The sequence below is a fragment of the Clostridium sp. C2-6-12 genome, from assembly GCF_009928485.1.
In the GTDB taxonomy this organism is placed as follows: Bacteria; Bacillota; Clostridia; order Clostridiales; family Clostridiaceae; genus Clostridium.
Window position 1 is genome coordinate 23,636 of the sequence record NZ_JAABNP010000027.1, and the last position, 16,436, is coordinate 40,071.

Sequence of the window (16,436 nt, forward strand, 5' to 3'; positions counted from 1 at the left end):
AAACACATGACTAATAATAAATTAATAAAAACTAATTTATTAAGCATGAGTCTCGCCAGCATATTCTGTAACAATCTCTTAAATATTTAATTTTCTTATTTTGATATTAGCATTTACTAATATAACTGTCAATATTGGAATTTTATATTATAACTAAATTATTTTTTCCTATATCTTAGCTTCATAAGCTTCATCACAAGCTTTTGTTAGAAAAATTGTAACAATTACAATGACTACTGCATTAATAGCTATTAAAATCTCATAGTACTTCATTCTGTCTAATAGAATTCCAAATAATAAAGTTCCTAATGGAATAGCCCCCTGGGAAAACATACCCATTATCGAAAAAAATCGTGCTCTCATTTCTGCTGGTACTAGATTTTGAAGATTGGTTGAAATAGCTGTATTTACAAATGCATTAAAAAATTCCATCATCATAGAAATAATTGCAATTGATATTAATAAAGTCCAAGTTCCACCCCCATAAAGGCTTATTATATATGGAAGCATTAAAGCACAAACTATTACCCTTAAAGCCGTTTCAATAACAAAACCATACCTCATAAGCTTCCTCAAACCTAATTTTTTAAAATAAGTTAATATTGCAACATTCCCTAAAAGTAAGCCCACTGCTAAAAATCCCATTACATATCCATATTGCTGTGAGGTAAAGCCAACTTCCTTTTTTAGCACATAGGGCATTACTATATCAAATAAAGGTGCAAGTAAGAAATTCGCACACATGGCAAAAGCAAAAAGCTGAAACAATCCTTTTTTCTCTAAAATAAACTTTAACACTTCAGAATTTCTGTTTATAAATGTCCTCATGGATATTTTTTCTGCATTAACTGTTTTTCTATTATAACTAATCAACATAGAAAATATTGCTGATATAATGAAAGATATGCCATTCATACAAAAAACCATTTTTATTCCCCATATTCCATAAATTAATCCACCTAATATAGGTCCTAAAATTGTGGCAGCCGCATCAAGACCACTTTTAATAGAATTTGCTTCTATTAGTTCATTTTCATTTATTAAATCAGGCATTAATGCAGCAGATGAGGAATTAAACATACTATCCATCACAGAAATCAATATTTGCATAAAAAATAAATTATACAAATTAAACTTTCCCATTATTACAAGAATAGCTAAAAAAACTGCAAGTATACCTCTACCAAAATCCATAGCTATCATGATATTTTTTCTATTCCATCTATCACCCATTACCCCTGAAAAAGGTGACATAAAAAGCATTGGAAGCAAAGTAAACATGGACAATATCCCCATAAGTGTACCTGATCCCGTTGAATCCACTATATAAAGAGGAAGTGCCATAGCCTGAATCCCACTTCCAATAAAAGAGATAAACCTACCGCCTCCATACATATAAAAGTTTTTTCTGTTTTTCATTTCAATTAATGCTCCTTAATATTTGTGCTAATTATTCTTTAACCCAATAACTGCTGCAATCATTTGATCTTTCAATAAAACCATATTCAATTAAAGCTCTCCTTAAAGTTGCATAATCCTCAAATATTCTGCTGAGAATTCTATTAATTTCTTTTTCCGAATAGGTTTTTCCCTTAGAAAAATTCTTACTTATTTCTTGTAATACAATTATTTTTCTCTTTTCTTTAGCAGGATAATTTTTTAGAGCTCCATTTTCGTTCATGTAATTTTTAATTACCTCGTTTTTTTCTTTATCAGTTATATTAAATCTATCATCTAAGGTTGTTGCTGTTTTATGCGGATCACATATAACTTCATTGTCTAGCTTATTAATTTTCTTGTTTGTATTTTTTGAAAGCAAATCCATCATTGCTAGAAATAATTTTGCCTGCTTTTCCTTTTCTCTCAATTTGTAGCGGTGATTTCTAATAGTAGAGGCTGCTACCCCTAATTCCACTGCAATTTCTTTATCAGATAAGCCTTGCGAGATTAATTTCATTAATTCTCTTTGAACCTCTGATATGCCTGTAAATGCAGAATTCATTCCAATTAAGGATTCCAACATAGAACCATGCTTCTTTTCTATATGAAATTCTGCTGTCTTTCTTGCATCAAATAATTCAGCCTCTATTTCATATATGCGTCCTTTTTGAAATTCTTCTTCACAAATTATGCATTTATACTCTTCTTCTGTTTCTATATAACCTTTTTTCACTTCTTCTACCGAAGCACTCCAAAACAATTCATTTGATTTTATATCCATAGTCTCCAATACTTCCTTTCACATATAATCCTTGTAATTATATTATCACCTTTTATTGTATTTGTCTATTAATAAATAGACATTTTTATTTATTGTTTACATTTATTCATATTCTTTCACTAATTTCATATAAAAATTTCTTCATAAATTGTAAACAAAATTTGATTTTATCTAGCTATTTGATATAATTTAGTTATGAATGAAAACTTAATTAGGTTAGGTTTACTTCATAGCAGATATTAATTGAAATTATATAATTTTCAAGAGGAGGGCTTTATGACGGGATACCATGTACACATATGTGAATTATGCAATAGAAGTGTTTCTACTATAACTAAACACCACTTAATCCCTCTAGAAAAGGGTGGTAAAAAATTCGAAACTCTCTCTTTATGCAAGACTTGTCATACACAAATTCATGCTTTGTTTACTAATCGTGAATTGGCAACCCATTATTATAGTCTTGAAGCTCTAAAGAGGGATACTAAAATTATTAAATTTCTTAAATTCGTAGAAAATATTCCTGGAGATTCCTATGTAGAAATAAAAACATCAAGGCGCGTTAGAAAAAGTAGTTAATAAGTTTCAAACGTTTTTTATATAACCATATATTTTAAGAGAACCAAACACGGTTCTCTTAATTTTTTATAATCTAAGTTAATCTTATATAATAGTATTTATTATATATCTAAATTGAAAATTCTAATTGATAATCTCTTGTATGACTTTCATATAAAGCTTTATTTATTTCCACAGCCTCCTTGCAGCCAATTGCAAAGTAAAATGCAATTGTTTCCTCAGCAGAGCCTGCGCAAATATAAATCTTCTCAGCTTTCCATTCCTTTGCTGTCTCTACACAAAACTTAAATAAATTCTTTCCTATGCCCTTATCTCTATGCTCTAAAGTAATAAATAATTGTTCCAGTAAAACATACTTAAACTTATCTCCAAAAAAATTATGATTAATAGTTGCAAAGCCTAGTAGCCTATCACTATTATCAAAAACTCCCCAAGCAACACCATCCTTTAATATGGTGTTTCTTAAAGAGTTAAAATGATATTCGTATCCATTTGGCCAATCTAAATCTTGATAATTTATTTCAACCAATTTTCGCTTTCCATCTACCTCTCTCCATGCTTTACCAATGTATTGTGATGGATTCATTTGTTTAATTTGTTCACATTCTTCAACTGTCATTTTTCTATAAATAATATTTTCAACTTTTTTCTCTCCCGAAGTCATTATATTTTTAGTCTTTATTTTCATCTAATTATACAACTCTCATAGCATAATTAATAAAGATCTTCTACTAATTTTCTTGATAATTCTTCAACATTATCTTCAAACCATCTGCATAGCATGGTTGACCAATGAGCATAATCACAAAGTATCTTTTTATTAGAATTACTAGAATCATAATACTGACTAAAATAATCACACACTGCAAGTTGATAATAATACAAATAAGCCATCATTTTAATGTCATATTCATTAAGTTTGCTATATTTCATATAGTTGCAAATATATTCCTTAAGATTGTTAAAATCTATTTCCCCATTGAGACAATTAGGATCTGCATAAGAGTATGATCTGATTAATTCCCAGCAGGCTGGATGAGAGCAATTAGCAGTAAAATCAATTACAGCTTTAATTGATTTTTCATCACAAAGAATCTGACTAATAAAATAATCCCCATGAGTGTTTTTATAGGTAAACTTGTCCATTTCTAAATTAATATACTTTATCTTATCTAAAAGCTTGATTCTATATTCTAAATCAATAATATTTTGCTTTTCATTGTTTTTTATAGCTGTTTTTAGAGAATTTTCATATGATGCTTTTGCATTCTCTGGAGTTAGGTACTGAAAAAATTCCTTTCCTATTCCTTCATTTAACTTAGGAATAACTTCTAGAGCCCTATGAATTTTTCCGAGCATTGCTGCACTTTCAACCATAAACCAGTAGGGCGCAGTATTTTGTTTTAAAATTTTACCTTTAATAAAACTTTGCAAATGAAAGGTATGTCCCATTTCTTCCAATAAGTATTTATCAGCTTTCGTTTTGTAAAATTTAGCTACTGGTATTCCACTCTCTAATAAAACATTGCTTATTAACGATTCTTTATCTGAATGATTCATAAAAATCATCTCAATATCTTTAAAAAGGTATTCATCTGATTCAGTTATAATGTGAAAACACTCAGATGATGCCCCTTCCAATATTGGCCTTATCTCTTTAACCTTACCAATATCATAATTATATTCAATTAGTTGTTTTAATTCTTCTTTACTTAAAATTTTATGACTCATTTATTGTCTCCTTATTTAATAGATTCATTGCAAATACAATTGTCAATTTAATCCATGTAATACTACTTACAATTTTACCATATTTATTACTTTTGTCTATTATAAAGCAAACTTTATTTAAAATAGTCTGTTTTTATGTAATTATATATACAAAACTTCTTATTCTACTCACATGAAATTAAAACTTTTAACTATATTATTTATATTTTATCTAATTCAACAACAAAATTGAAAAAAGGATGAGTCAAGCTAATTCTTCTAATGAATATTTTATATCACATTTTGGGCAATAATATGAAATTGTAACTTCATATGTTTTATCATATGATAAACCTGTCACAATACCACTGAACTTTTTCATTCCTATATATTTCTCACTTGTTACCTTGTTCATTTTTGTTCCACAAGTTTTGCAAATTTTCCTATTAAATAAAAAAAACTTTAATTCTCTAAAGCTAAATGACCATTGTTTTATGTTTCCCAAGCTTATATTCCTCCTAATCTGCCAATCCTACCAACACTGAAAGTCAATGCCTAAAATTGCAGCAGCTTTTGCTGTTACCTTAAGTTTACTTTGATCTATTCCAGCCTCAGTCGTTGCACCAACTGCTCTCAACTTTCCTTTTTTTTGAAGATATATTTACATTTTCTTCACAAATTTCATATTTGTATCAATTATATACAATCATGTCCCTCTTAAAAATTAGGAATCATTGCTTTGGTTAAATTTTCTGCATTTATAATAATTTCTAGAGTTCCTTTACTTTAAAGCTCCATAATCTTCTACATCCTCAAACTCATCAATATTGTATACTAAAATTGGATTTTCAAATATCTTATCCGCTACTGTTAAGCTTGATTTAGAAAAACTCTCAAAGCAACCACTTTCTCTTTTAAGTTTTCCAAGTACTCCCCAGCTTTCTACGTAAAAGCATCCAGCTATCACATCTTTATACTTTTTTTTACCTATATATTTACCATTAAGTACAAATGTATTCGTATTAATTAAATCGTAGTTCATTTTATTGGAAAAATTTCCCACAATAAATGTATGATCTACTTTGTTCCCGCCCTTAAACATTACACCATCTTTCCCATATACAATCCAACCAGGATCTTCTGGATAATTATGAACGTAAATTTGTGTAATTTCATCTTTAATCAACTCTTGCTTTTCCCTCTCAGTAGTATCTATTTGCATTTCAATATGCTTTATGGGAATTTCTAAAATAATTATTGGTATCAGAATTATTACGGCAATAGAAATTAATATTCTAACTATTGCGTTAATTATTTTTTTCATTTCTTGGTCCTCCAATATCTATATTTTCGATATTCCCATCTTCATGCATTCTTACCCAATATCTGCTTTTTGGGGGCATGATCAACATATTTTTTAGTATAATTATCTGCGCCTTCTGATCTACAATTAACTCCAAACATTAATCTAACCTTATCTGCAATCTTAAATTTCAAAGCCTGATTATTTATCCTGTAATATGATGTCAATCCATCATATATTGCAGAAGATCCCCACACATCAGCACCTTTCCCCAAAAGCTATCTTCAAAAAAGCAGAAACTATCTCACTTTATTTTCCAGCTAGTTTCTTAGTCTTAGAAGAATATTTTTATTAAAATACTTTTAGTTAGTTTTACTTCTTAAATTATCTATTAATTCATAAACGTTTTGTACATCATTTATGTCGCTAAATTCACTATCAGGATAGTTTTCGCCAAATTCTATTGTACCCATTCCATTATTACGTATAATAGCATCAACTTTATTAATTCGACTAATATATTTTGAAATTATTCTTTCTTTAGCTCCAACTTCAAGTATCAATAAACGTTTATTTGTTATAGCATAAAACGTCTTTTCTTTTTTATGTTTCCTAATAATAGCTTTTCCAATTAGATTATAAAATCCTACTACAACAAATGGTATTGCTAATAAAAAACAAACCTGCCATGGCATAGGTTTATTAGTGTTTTGAACCATCACCCCACTCATAATCCTTATTCCAAATACTATCCAAACTAAACTTGAAGCAACAAATCCAATTCCAACAAATATTGAATAAGCATCTTTTTTCGAGAATATTTTATTAACATTAGGTCTTCCAAACCATAAAATTTCTTCTTCTTTTAATAAATGTCTTTTAAATATATCTATAAATATTTGCTTCATTCTTACCATCCTATATATAATATTATCTTGAAATACTATAAAATATACTCTTTCTATTTGTTCATGATTAAATAATAATTAGCTCCCAAAGCTCAAATTTCCTTATGAATATAAACATACTGAATATCACCATTATGTTTCATTTTCATCACTTGCTTCTTTTTGTGTTCTTGCTGTTTTATTATTTTATTTCGATTATTTAACACTTTAAACTAACCTATTAGCTACAATTTTTAATACTATTTATCAGTTGATAATTCTTCCACTGAATATGTTTTATTACATTGCTCACAATAGTAATAATATCTAACTTTATAATTTTCTGATTCAGATTTTATTCCCTCATCATCCATCCACTTTTCTACTCCTGTATATTCCTCAGTAGTAATTTTTCTCATTTTTGACCCACACTTTTTGCATATTTTTTTATTAAAAAAGAGATATTTTAATTCTCCAAATCCTAATGTCCACTGTTTTGACTTTTGCATGCTTATTACTCCTTATTTTAATCTATTTTTTATCTTTATCTTCTAACCCTACTGATACTAAAACCCCTGCTCCAAAAAGAAGTGCTGCTTTCGCTGTTAAATTAAGCTTGTTTTTTTCAAGCCCACCTTTGAATTCTGCTCCAGCACCAAGTGCATATCCTGTTCCTTCAACATCGATCTCAAAATCACGTATTTTAAGCTTTCCTTCTATTGAACCTTCAGCAACCGATGCTAGTGCTTTTCCTTTAATGCACGCATCCCATTTTCCATTGCTTTCATCTTTTCCCACTTTCAAATAAGCTTCACCATCTGCATTCAACACCCCTGCTTTTCCTTCTATCCCTCCTGCCAAATCTTTATCTCCAATCTCACCTTCTCCTTCATCCTTTGATTCTGAATCTTGTCCGGGCCTATAATTTTCAAAATCAATCACAAGTTTTTGGCCCTCTCCAACTATTGACATGACAGCTCCACTGTGAAAACAATGAGCTTTATTTCTCAAGCATTCTGGGCAACTTTTCTTATTCTTCCAAAGAATTTTGTTCCATCTATAGCGGCCACTGTATATCCATCAATGGTTCCATTTTCAAAAACTTTATTTTCTACTGCCTTTTTTAGTATATATTCATTTATTTGTTTCAAGCCTTTAAAATCAATAACTTTAAGAGTATCTCTAATAGTATCAACAAGTGGCAATCTCGTCCCCTTCAGAAATAGTTTATTGAATTCATTATTTTTAATCATCAAATTTAATTCATTAAAGCTTTTAATTCTAAGTAAAAAAACTAACAGCACAAGTGTCGCAACCTGTGCTGTATCATACGTTGGATTAATTCTTCCATCAGTTAATTTGTTTAGTCCATTTTCTATATGATAAACATTCTTCATATATTTCACTAATTTTTCAAAGTAATTTTTTCTCAATTGGAAAACCTCATTTCGGTTAATAGTTTAACAAAAATGAGGTTTCATTTATAGTGAAAATTTTCCGAATTTGATACACGTTTTAAATTACTAAAAATACTACTGATTTCAATGGTTTTAAAATTTAATAGCTAAATCGCTGTGATGTAGATGCTAAAGTGGTAGGCTAATCTACCCACAAGTAATCTAAAGATATTAATGGTATTGATAAACTTGGAATACCTTTATTCGATAAGCTATTAGCGAAATTATTAATAAATGTATTTGATCGATTTACTTTTTTATCACAAAAATTAATAAGATAACCACTTCTTGTTTTAGTAACTGTTGCTATTAAAAGATTATTAAATAACTTAGCTATCTCAGCACCTTTTACTCCAAATAATAATAATTTATTAGTATAATCATTGTATTCTACCTTATTAGGCTTAAATTCTTCGTACATTTCAAGTATAAACTTACTCATTCCATCATTTATATAGCAGTTTTCCAATATATTTTCATCAATAATCATAGTATCTAAATTCATATTAATGGTATTATCTAGTGAAATTACCTTATCTTCTATCTTCCTCGAAATATTACTTATTCCGATTATAATTTCTTGCATAACACTATCATCTATTTGTATATCTTTGCATATATTTTCGAAAATCAACTGAAAATCTAAACCTTCTTCACTTTCTTCTAAAATTATCTTTATTTCAGTTTCAAATCTTCTATCATTATATCGAAAGTTTAAGCATTTAATATTCCTAGAATCATTTCCTCTTTCTTCACCTATAAACTCTATATTTTTATTTTTCGCTAACATATCGTTATCCATTATATCTATATTCAAATTCATTTCGGAATCCTCCTTTATTTCTATGTCAAAGTGCTCGTATGCTTCGGATATGCTGTAATTATATCATTAATATTAGTACCATCTCCTGCTAAAAACATTTCTATAGTCATACCGTTAGCAGCTACACCTCTATAGCAATTTCTTGTTCCAAATACCTTTTGCTTGGTCATATGTGCTTCATTAATCATATCATCCACTTCATTTGTGGTGAATTTATTACTGAAAAATGATGACGGATCTTGTTTTGGTATGCCTTTAATTTCTACATCTGCAATAATCGTTCCATACTCATCAGCTTGTTCTAAAATCTGTATTATTTTGTTTCCTTTGGGATTAAAGTGTTCTTGGTAATGCCATCCCGTCGCATATTCACTAGGAGCACCTGCTTTTTCGATTTTTCCATTAAATATATGTTCTACTGTATTATCCATAAATTCATACGGTATTTTTGTAGGTAACGATCGTATATCTGCTCTCTTGAGATTACTCTCACCCATCATGGATTTCCCTACAACAGGCTTATTTCCCTTCAATCCCCAAAAAATCGATGCAGTTCCAAAACTATTCATCCAGTGTTCTTTTGACAGATGATCTTCTGGATTTATCATTGATTCAATTATTTCTTGTATGCAAGGCAAGCTCACTGCAGAATTATTATTATGCTATTAATTTTCAATTCTTCTACTAGCATTCAATCACCTATAATTAATTTCTTTTTAAGCAGTTTGTTTTACTATTTTAAGCATCTAGTTTTATTACATGACGAAAAAGCGGTAAAGAACAGTCATTGTGATTAGTTATTTACCGCTTACAATAATTGATATGTTAAGGCATTCATCAATTTTTATATTTGCTTAATCCTTGAAAAATACCTTTCTTGAAGTTAATAATTTATAGTAATATTTTCAAAAACTTTTTTATTTCTATCTAAATTATTATTTTTTACATTTATTTGATAGCTATGTGGTTTATAATAATCATATTGTTTATACTGTTTATCACTCGGAACTTCTTTCTCAATTATTTCAACTTCTATTGCGCCAATAAAGCATGTAATAACTTCAGTAAATAGAGTTAACATCTCAACATGAGTAAGGTTGCGTAATGTTCCCTCATATACAACATTTTGAAACGTATCACTTGTTGTATATCTACCTTTTGTGCTTTCATCAATAAACATTATTTCTTCATCTTTTACAAAAATTGAAGTTTGATTTCCATAAAAACTAATAAATAAATCTTGTTTATCTCCATCAAAACATATGAATTGAATTGGTATCTTTGACATTATTTCAACCTCTTGATCATCATCAGATAAAGTTCTTATAATTACATCTGGATTATTATCAAATTTGGCTATAATACCTTTATAAAGCTCTTCGTTAGAAAATTGCATGCACAATTCCGAACCATAATTTATTTTTTCTTCTTTCATTAATCAAACACCGTCCCTTTTATAAATTGATTTACTGGAAATTTTGTCTGGCATCTAGTACATACTGGTATAATGGCTCCTGCCCTTGGTCTAATCGCTAGAGTCATTATAATGTTTGAATTAATATTCCCTCCAAGTTGTTTAAATACTAAATCCTCTGCACAGATAGCATTTCCCTTATTTATTATACTATTTTTTACACCTACTACAACTTCTCCCGTTCTTAAATCTACACCTCCAACTACTGTTGCAATCTTACTTTGCTGAGTTTTACTTAATGATTGTATTGTTGCTACCTCAGCATCTCTTGCAGCTATAGCTTTTGCAAGCTTATTATCAAGTTTTTGATAGTACTCATCTGGTAAAAACGGTTCTTTTGCAAAATCTTCAGCTTTACTTAACCCCTGCGTAGTTTTCCCTACTTTCTTTAATTGACCCACTTTTCCAAGCCCCAAAAACAATACATTTGATATTCTTTCAGTTGTTGAAAGTTCTTCATTAGTACACATATCATGCCCACCTATAGATTGGTATCCAATTATACCTTCTCCTAACACAGGTGTCATTCTTGCTATATATGGCGATGCCTTAAGTATTCTTTCATTATCCGCTTGACTTGCAGCTAGTCTTGCATATTGCCCAGGGTATCTTTCCTTTAACTCCTCATTTGAATAGTCTGGTATTGGATTAGGTGTATATATTTTGTCCCATAAAGACTCTAGAAAATTTGGTTTTTCATCATCTTGTTTTTTTTCATTATCATCACCATTTGAACTAGAACCAAACGAACCTATAAAACCACCCAACATTACCTTCAGCACTTCATTTAATATTTTCTCATCTTCTTCATCATCAATTTCTCCATCCCCATTTACATCTGCAACTCCTGGTACAGCTCCAAGTACTGATTCTGCTAGATCAACTGCAAATCCTTTTATCGTTCCAAGGATTCCTCCTGAATCTGATGTCTCTCCTGCTTATGACGCTTCTGCTGCTGGTGAAAAGAAATCAACTACTGCATCTACTACTTTTGTTACTGCTCCAACAGCAGCACTTACTAAATTTCCAAAGTTAAAGTCCATATTATTTGCCCCCTTCTTTATAAGGAGCAAATACTTCTCTACAGCTTCCATTTTTTATTACATTATTTGCTGTAATATGGAATTCACCTTCTATGGAAACTCCATTAGTTGTATTTCCTTTTATCATCTTTAATTGACTTGTTGCATTTATTCTTATATATTTTGGTGTATTTATTTCTATTTCTCCACCTGCATTTAAGCTTAGTTTTTTAGGACTTGTAAAAGTTACTCCTACATTATCTTCAAAACTTACGAATAATGGTTCTTTACACCCTCCTGTAATTGTTAATGCATCAGGAACCATTGCTATTTCACTGCCGTGTTCTGTTTCATAATATCTTTTTGATGGTTCCGCTCCGCTGTCTTTTCGCAAGTATCTCCATTTTTTTTATCAGAAATGAAAAGGAAACTCGACTCACATTCGTTCGCTGAGTAAGTTATTCACACCAAATCATAGATTTGGGTTCTCTATTTTGGTTTTTCACTGCTTTCATTTGGAAAATAAAACCTTAAACTTTCTCCTACTAAATGCATTACATACATTATATTGACTGTAGGTGGTAATAACAGAAAAAAATCAATATATACTCCTACCAAATCTGATAGAAATTTTATATATTGATTTTTTCTAACTTTAAAACAATTATAATTTATTGGATTAGTTTCACATCCTCAATAACAACTTCATACATTTTTTCAACATTTGCATCTTTTGGTACTAATGCGTAATAATTTTGGTCACTATCTAATACAAATTGAATTAACTTCGTTTCTGAATTATTCCAATAATTTTTTATGTTTGAATAGTAATCTTCCAAATCTTCCTTATAATCTAACTGTAGAATATATCCTTTATCTATCATTGCAAAAACAATCAAACTTCCCAATAGTTTTCTTCCTTTATTTTCCTCTTGGTATTCATCAAATAAAGGCCATATTTGATTTAGTCCAATAATTTTTTTATATTTTTCATAAAATCTGCTATTAGATAGATTTTCATAATCGTATATTAGCTCATTAATAAATGATTGCCATTTTATTGGAATAATTCTTTCCAATTTAGGATTATTTTCAATTCCTTCCTTATATTCTTCTTCATCTTCAATTTTATTGTCATCCTTAAATCTACTTATTGAAATTTGTTTAAATTTCATTGTATTCTTATAATGAGCTAAGTCATATGGGTAATGATTATTTTCTTTCAATGCTGTATCATCAAGTTCTAATATTTTTGCTAATGCTGCTGTTTCAAAGCTCCAAAAGCCTACATATCCAGGTTCCTTGTGTGCATTTTTCCATTCATAATCATAATGACCTTTAAACCATTCTTTTTCCATATATTTTTGCATTCTCTTAGATGCTTCATTTTTATCATTTTCTGCAAGTTCTATAATTTCCCTAGTTTTTGAATATGGATTTTCTTTATTGTAAACACTTCTAATTTTACTCCATCTAATATCACTTGCACATAATAGATAATCAATTACAGCATCTTCAATATTTTCTTTATCTACGAGCCTTGATAATCTTATTATATTTTCTTTATCAGTTTCTAATAATATTCCTAAAGATATCATCCATAGAAGATTTAAATAACCAATTCTATGATCACCATAGTTTTCCATACAAACTATTGTATATTCAAAATCTTGATTCAAATATTCTATAGACATACCCGCTGAATATAATGCACATATTTTTTTTATTTCATAGCCTGCATTAGTTTGATATGTGGAATAAATTATCTCTTCATTCTCTTTTGGAAATCTCTTTATGCCATTTTTTATATCTTCTTTTAAATCTATTATTTTCTGCTTTCTTTTCTGTATATATTTTTCTGCACTATTTATTTCATCTTCAAAATACACTAATGTTTTTAAATTATCACGTAACATAAATTATTTCTCCTTTATTTATCATGGCCAAATTCCAATAATTTTACCATCACTATCTAACTTGTAAGTTACCACATTTCCGTTACTATCTATCTTTGATAATACTCTTTCAACTTGTCCATTATCTAATGCTTCTAAAATATCGTCAGCTAAATCCTTATCCCCATTTACAGCTTTTCGAATACGATCACTCCCCTTTATCCAATCATCAGACATCTGTAGTCCATCATTAGTTTTTCCTAACTTTGAACTACCAAACTTGGCTTCATCAATAACATATTTTATATTTGAATCCGCATTAGTATTTTCATATAATCCATCAATTCCTTTTATTATTTTATCATCTAAACCTGATGGCGCCTCCCTGCCAACTAATTTCAAGTCATATCCAGCATCTTTTATACTCTGATTATTCAATAAGTTATTATTTGATTTAAATTCACCAAAATTTCCTTTTTGTTTTGTTGTAGCAGTTTCCGCTTCAAAGTCATTCAAACTTGAATTTTTGCTTCCTGCCTTCTTAATATTTCCTGCTCCACTTCCAATAATAATATCATCTTCATAAGAAAACCCTTTATTAAAAGATTTAAACCCAACAATTGATTGAGTTATACCATTTTCAAGTAGCATACCAGAAGAAAAACCTCCATAAATCTTCGCCCATACTTTAGATTCTTCTGGATCAAAACCTTGATTTATGGATGATTGTTCATACATTTGTGCGAAAGTGTCTGAAACAGGCCATCTATCATCAAAATAATCCCATAAAGCTTTAAATTTATACTTCCATGGTCCATTGTGGACATTATATGCATCAACTTGCCAATCCATAGCATAAGCTCCATCAGTAGTTTTATGTTCCTTAGCATAGTCATACATTGATTTTTTATAAGCTTCATATCCATCATCAGAAAATCCATCTATATCATCAGGGATGAAGTTCCCCAAGTCATCAATTGTCCCTGCAAAATATTCTCCATTTGCACCTTTTTTCTTAGCTCTAGTTTTCTTGTTCTCTTTAAGTCTAGCAGATATAGGATCGTATTCTGGTAAACTATTAATATCTTCATTACTCGAATGATCATTCCAATTACTTTCTCCACCTGATGAATCAGAACTAAATGTTGCAATAAAAGCTCCAACCACTGCTTTATAATTTTCTTCAAAAAATTCTTCAGCATCACTTGCCCAATCTTCGCAGGCATCCGCAATTGTTGATGTAGCTCCAAGAACAGCATCTGATACTTCATCAGCTACATCTGACACATAATCTACTGCTTCGGATACTTCACTTGAAACGTAGTCCACTACATCAGATACTTCGTCTGATACGTAGTCTACTGCATCTGATATTTCATCCGATACGTAATCTACTGCTTCAGATACTTCTTCTGATACATAATCTATTGCATCCGATACATAATCCACGGCATCTGAAACTGCGTCCGAAGCATAATCTACGGCATCAGATACTGCATCTGCCACATCAGAAATTGCCCCCTCTACGCCACTTACTAAATCTTCAAAACTAAACATTTCACTTACCTCCTTTTATATATGGAGAGTAAGCTTCTCTGCTGCTTCCATTTTGTATTACATTATTTCCTTTAATATGAAATTCACCTTCAATAGATACACCGTGTGCTGCATTTCTCTTTGTCATTACTATTTGACTTTGGGCTATTATTCTTATATTTTTCGGTGTATTAATTACTATTTCCCCACCTGCATTTAGACTTAATTTTTTTGGACTTGTAAATATTACTCCAACTTTATCTTTGAAACTTATACTTAAGTTTTTTTTACTTCCACCTTTTATACTTAATTCATCTGGAAGCATTGCTATTTCGCTTCCATGTTCCGTTTCAAAGTATTTTTTTGATGTATCAGAAGTTTTCTCGCAGGTATCTCCATTTTTTCGTACACATCCTGTAACAATTGGATCTTCACTGGTTTCACTTGGAAAATAAAGTCTTGCTTTTTCTCCAACTAACGGCATTGCATACATTATATTTACTGATGGAGGTAAATAAGAAAAATTAAAAGCTTCTTCTTTATTTTGATTTTCATCTATATCTAAATGAAGCTTAACTAGTTCATTTTCTATTTCAATAACTTCACCTTCAATAGTTGCTCCTTTTTGCTTATTATTGTAAATCGTATTTTGCCATACTCCATTTTTCATGCATAGTTTATATTTATAAAAAATATCTTCTTTGTCTTTATAGGCTTTATACTGCCTAACGTATAAATCTTTTCCCTTATAATTAATTGTTGCTCCAATTTCCAAGATATCTTTTACATCAATCTCATAGTAAAAATAGTCAGTATCATCATATCCCTCATTATATCCACCAGCTTCATAAAAACTTTTAATATCTTTAAACACACCATACTCTGTATCATTACTTAATTCATGGCTATACTCATTTGGAATTCCAAAATAAAACATATAATTCAAACTAATTATATCACAATATAACTCTGATTTTAACTCACTTGCAATCCTCTTTAAAAAGTTCCAATCAGTCTCTTTATATTGAAATAATGGTTTGCTTATTGCTTGTCCTTTCCCTACATTTTGAGTAAATGTAAAGCCTGAATAATCCTTTAATATTTCACCTATAAGAGCATCATATGTCATATTAACATTTTGAAAGGATCTGCTTTTCTCTTTTATATCTAATTTTGAACTTGAAGTTAAAGCCTCAATCTCCAAATAATAAACTCCACCTACATTGGTTGTCTTAATATTTATAACTATTCCACCAAATAACCTTTTACTATTTCTTTCATCAACTTGATTAATATCAGTATCTTGAGTCGCACCCTCTTGTTCTTCATAAACATATATTTCATCTTCTGTTGAGGCTTTGATAACTGAATCAAAATTTATTTCTTCAGATATTAAACACTTTAAATATAAATATCCATGTTCATTGGGCTTATTTTCAATTTCAATATCTAATACCTTCATTAAGTTATAGTTTGATTTCACTCTTAATGCATGTATATCTCCCATCTATTTACTCCACTCTCCCTCA

Annotated in this window: 20 protein-coding genes; 1 reads left to right on the plus strand and 19 read right to left on the minus strand. The window is 29.6% G+C overall.

The genetic code is table 11. The features are described from left to right. Positions 1–168: 168 nt before the first annotated feature. Positions 169–1,419, minus strand: coding sequence for an MFS transporter (locus GXK56_RS19535; protein ID WP_160690501.1), 1,251 nt, complete (start codon positions 1,417–1,419; stop codon positions 169–171). Between the two features lie 31 nt (positions 1,420–1,450). Then, on the minus strand, positions 1,451–2,221 hold the full coding sequence (locus GXK56_RS19540; protein ID WP_160690503.1) for a DUF2087 domain-containing protein: 771 nt from the start codon (positions 2,219–2,221) through the stop codon (positions 1,451–1,453). Positions 2,222–2,497: 276 nt separating this feature from the next. Between GXK56_RS19540 and GXK56_RS19545 the strand changes: the two genes are divergently transcribed. Continuing rightward, positions 2,498–2,800 (plus strand): HNH endonuclease, encoded by a 303-nt coding sequence (locus GXK56_RS19545; protein WP_160690505.1) that lies wholly within the window; start codon positions 2,498–2,500, stop codon positions 2,798–2,800. A gap of 109 nt (positions 2,801–2,909) precedes the next feature. Here the strand turns inward: GXK56_RS19545 and GXK56_RS19550 are convergent, their stop codons facing one another. The 17 genes from GXK56_RS19550 to GXK56_RS19630 form a co-directional block, all read right to left on the minus strand. Beyond that, positions 2,910–3,488 carry a GNAT family N-acetyltransferase gene (locus GXK56_RS19550; RefSeq protein WP_243156189.1) on the minus strand — a complete coding sequence of 193 codons (579 nt, stop codon included), beginning with the start codon at positions 3,486–3,488 and terminating at the stop codon, positions 2,910–2,912. A gap of 26 nt (positions 3,489–3,514) precedes the next feature. After that, positions 3,515–4,531, minus strand: a complete 1,017-nt coding sequence (locus GXK56_RS19555; protein WP_160690507.1) for a phosphotransferase — start codon at positions 4,529–4,531, stop codon at positions 3,515–3,517. Positions 4,532–4,775: 244 nt separating this feature from the next. Further along, a complete protein-coding gene (locus GXK56_RS19560; RefSeq protein ID WP_160690509.1) occupies positions 4,776–5,015 on the minus strand; it encodes a hypothetical protein in 240 nt (79 codons plus the stop codon). Positions 5,016–5,291: 276 nt separating this feature from the next. Beyond that, a complete protein-coding gene (locus tag GXK56_RS19565; RefSeq protein WP_160690511.1) occupies positions 5,292–5,834 on the minus strand; it encodes a hypothetical protein in 543 nt (180 codons plus the stop codon). A 41-nt stretch (positions 5,835–5,875) separates the two neighbouring features. After that, positions 5,876–6,088, minus strand: a complete 213-nt coding sequence (locus GXK56_RS19570) for a hypothetical protein (RefSeq protein ID WP_160690513.1) — start codon at positions 6,086–6,088, stop codon at positions 5,876–5,878. Positions 6,089–6,175: 87 nt separating this feature from the next. Further along, on the minus strand, positions 6,176–6,721 hold the full coding sequence (locus GXK56_RS19575) for a hypothetical protein (RefSeq protein ID WP_160690515.1): 546 nt from the start codon (positions 6,719–6,721) through the stop codon (positions 6,176–6,178). 239 nt (positions 6,722–6,960) lie between these two features. Continuing rightward, entirely contained in the window at positions 6,961–7,209 is a 249-nt protein-coding gene (locus tag GXK56_RS19580) for a hypothetical protein (RefSeq protein WP_160690517.1), read from the minus strand. Positions 7,210–7,231: 22 nt separating this feature from the next. Continuing rightward, complete coding sequence (locus tag GXK56_RS19585; RefSeq protein WP_207710278.1) at positions 7,232–7,672, minus strand: hypothetical protein; 441 nt, start codon at positions 7,670–7,672, stop codon at positions 7,232–7,234. A gap of 35 nt (positions 7,673–7,707) precedes the next feature. Then, positions 7,708–8,133 (minus strand): hypothetical protein, encoded by a 426-nt coding sequence (locus GXK56_RS19590; protein WP_160690521.1) that lies wholly within the window; start codon positions 8,131–8,133, stop codon positions 7,708–7,710. A 166-nt stretch (positions 8,134–8,299) separates the two neighbouring features. Next, positions 8,300–8,980, minus strand: coding sequence for a hypothetical protein (locus GXK56_RS19595; protein ID WP_160690523.1), 681 nt, complete (start codon positions 8,978–8,980; stop codon positions 8,300–8,302). 20 nt (positions 8,981–9,000) lie between these two features. Next, positions 9,001–9,588, minus strand: a complete 588-nt coding sequence (locus GXK56_RS19600; protein WP_160690525.1) for an EndoU domain-containing protein — start codon at positions 9,586–9,588, stop codon at positions 9,001–9,003. 275 nt (positions 9,589–9,863) lie between these two features. Further along, positions 9,864–10,415, minus strand: coding sequence for a hypothetical protein (locus GXK56_RS19605; protein ID WP_160690527.1), 552 nt, complete (start codon positions 10,413–10,415; stop codon positions 9,864–9,866). Further along, the gene (locus GXK56_RS19610) at positions 10,415–11,236 is read right to left on the minus strand and encodes a pre-toxin TG domain-containing protein (RefSeq protein WP_160690529.1); all 822 of its coding nucleotides are present in this window, start codon (positions 11,234–11,236) and stop codon (positions 10,415–10,417) included. Before GXK56_RS19610 ends, GXK56_RS19605 begins: the two co-directional genes overlap by 1 nt. Before the next feature lie 262 nt (positions 11,237–11,498). Further along, entirely contained in the window at positions 11,499–11,870 is a 372-nt protein-coding gene (locus GXK56_RS19615; protein WP_160690531.1) for a hypothetical protein, read from the minus strand. Positions 11,871–12,147: 277 nt separating this feature from the next. Further along, positions 12,148–13,392, minus strand: a complete 1,245-nt coding sequence (locus GXK56_RS19620) for a PoNi-like cognate immunity protein (RefSeq protein ID WP_160690533.1) — start codon at positions 13,390–13,392, stop codon at positions 12,148–12,150. A gap of 21 nt (positions 13,393–13,413) precedes the next feature. Next, a complete protein-coding gene (locus GXK56_RS28295) occupies positions 13,414–14,928 on the minus strand; it encodes a hypothetical protein (protein ID WP_160690535.1) in 1,515 nt (504 codons plus the stop codon). 1 nt (position 14,929) lies between these two features. Further along, a complete protein-coding gene (locus tag GXK56_RS19630) occupies positions 14,930–16,414 on the minus strand; it encodes a late control protein D (RefSeq protein ID WP_160690537.1) in 1,485 nt (494 codons plus the stop codon). Positions 16,415–16,436: the final 22 nt, after the last annotated feature.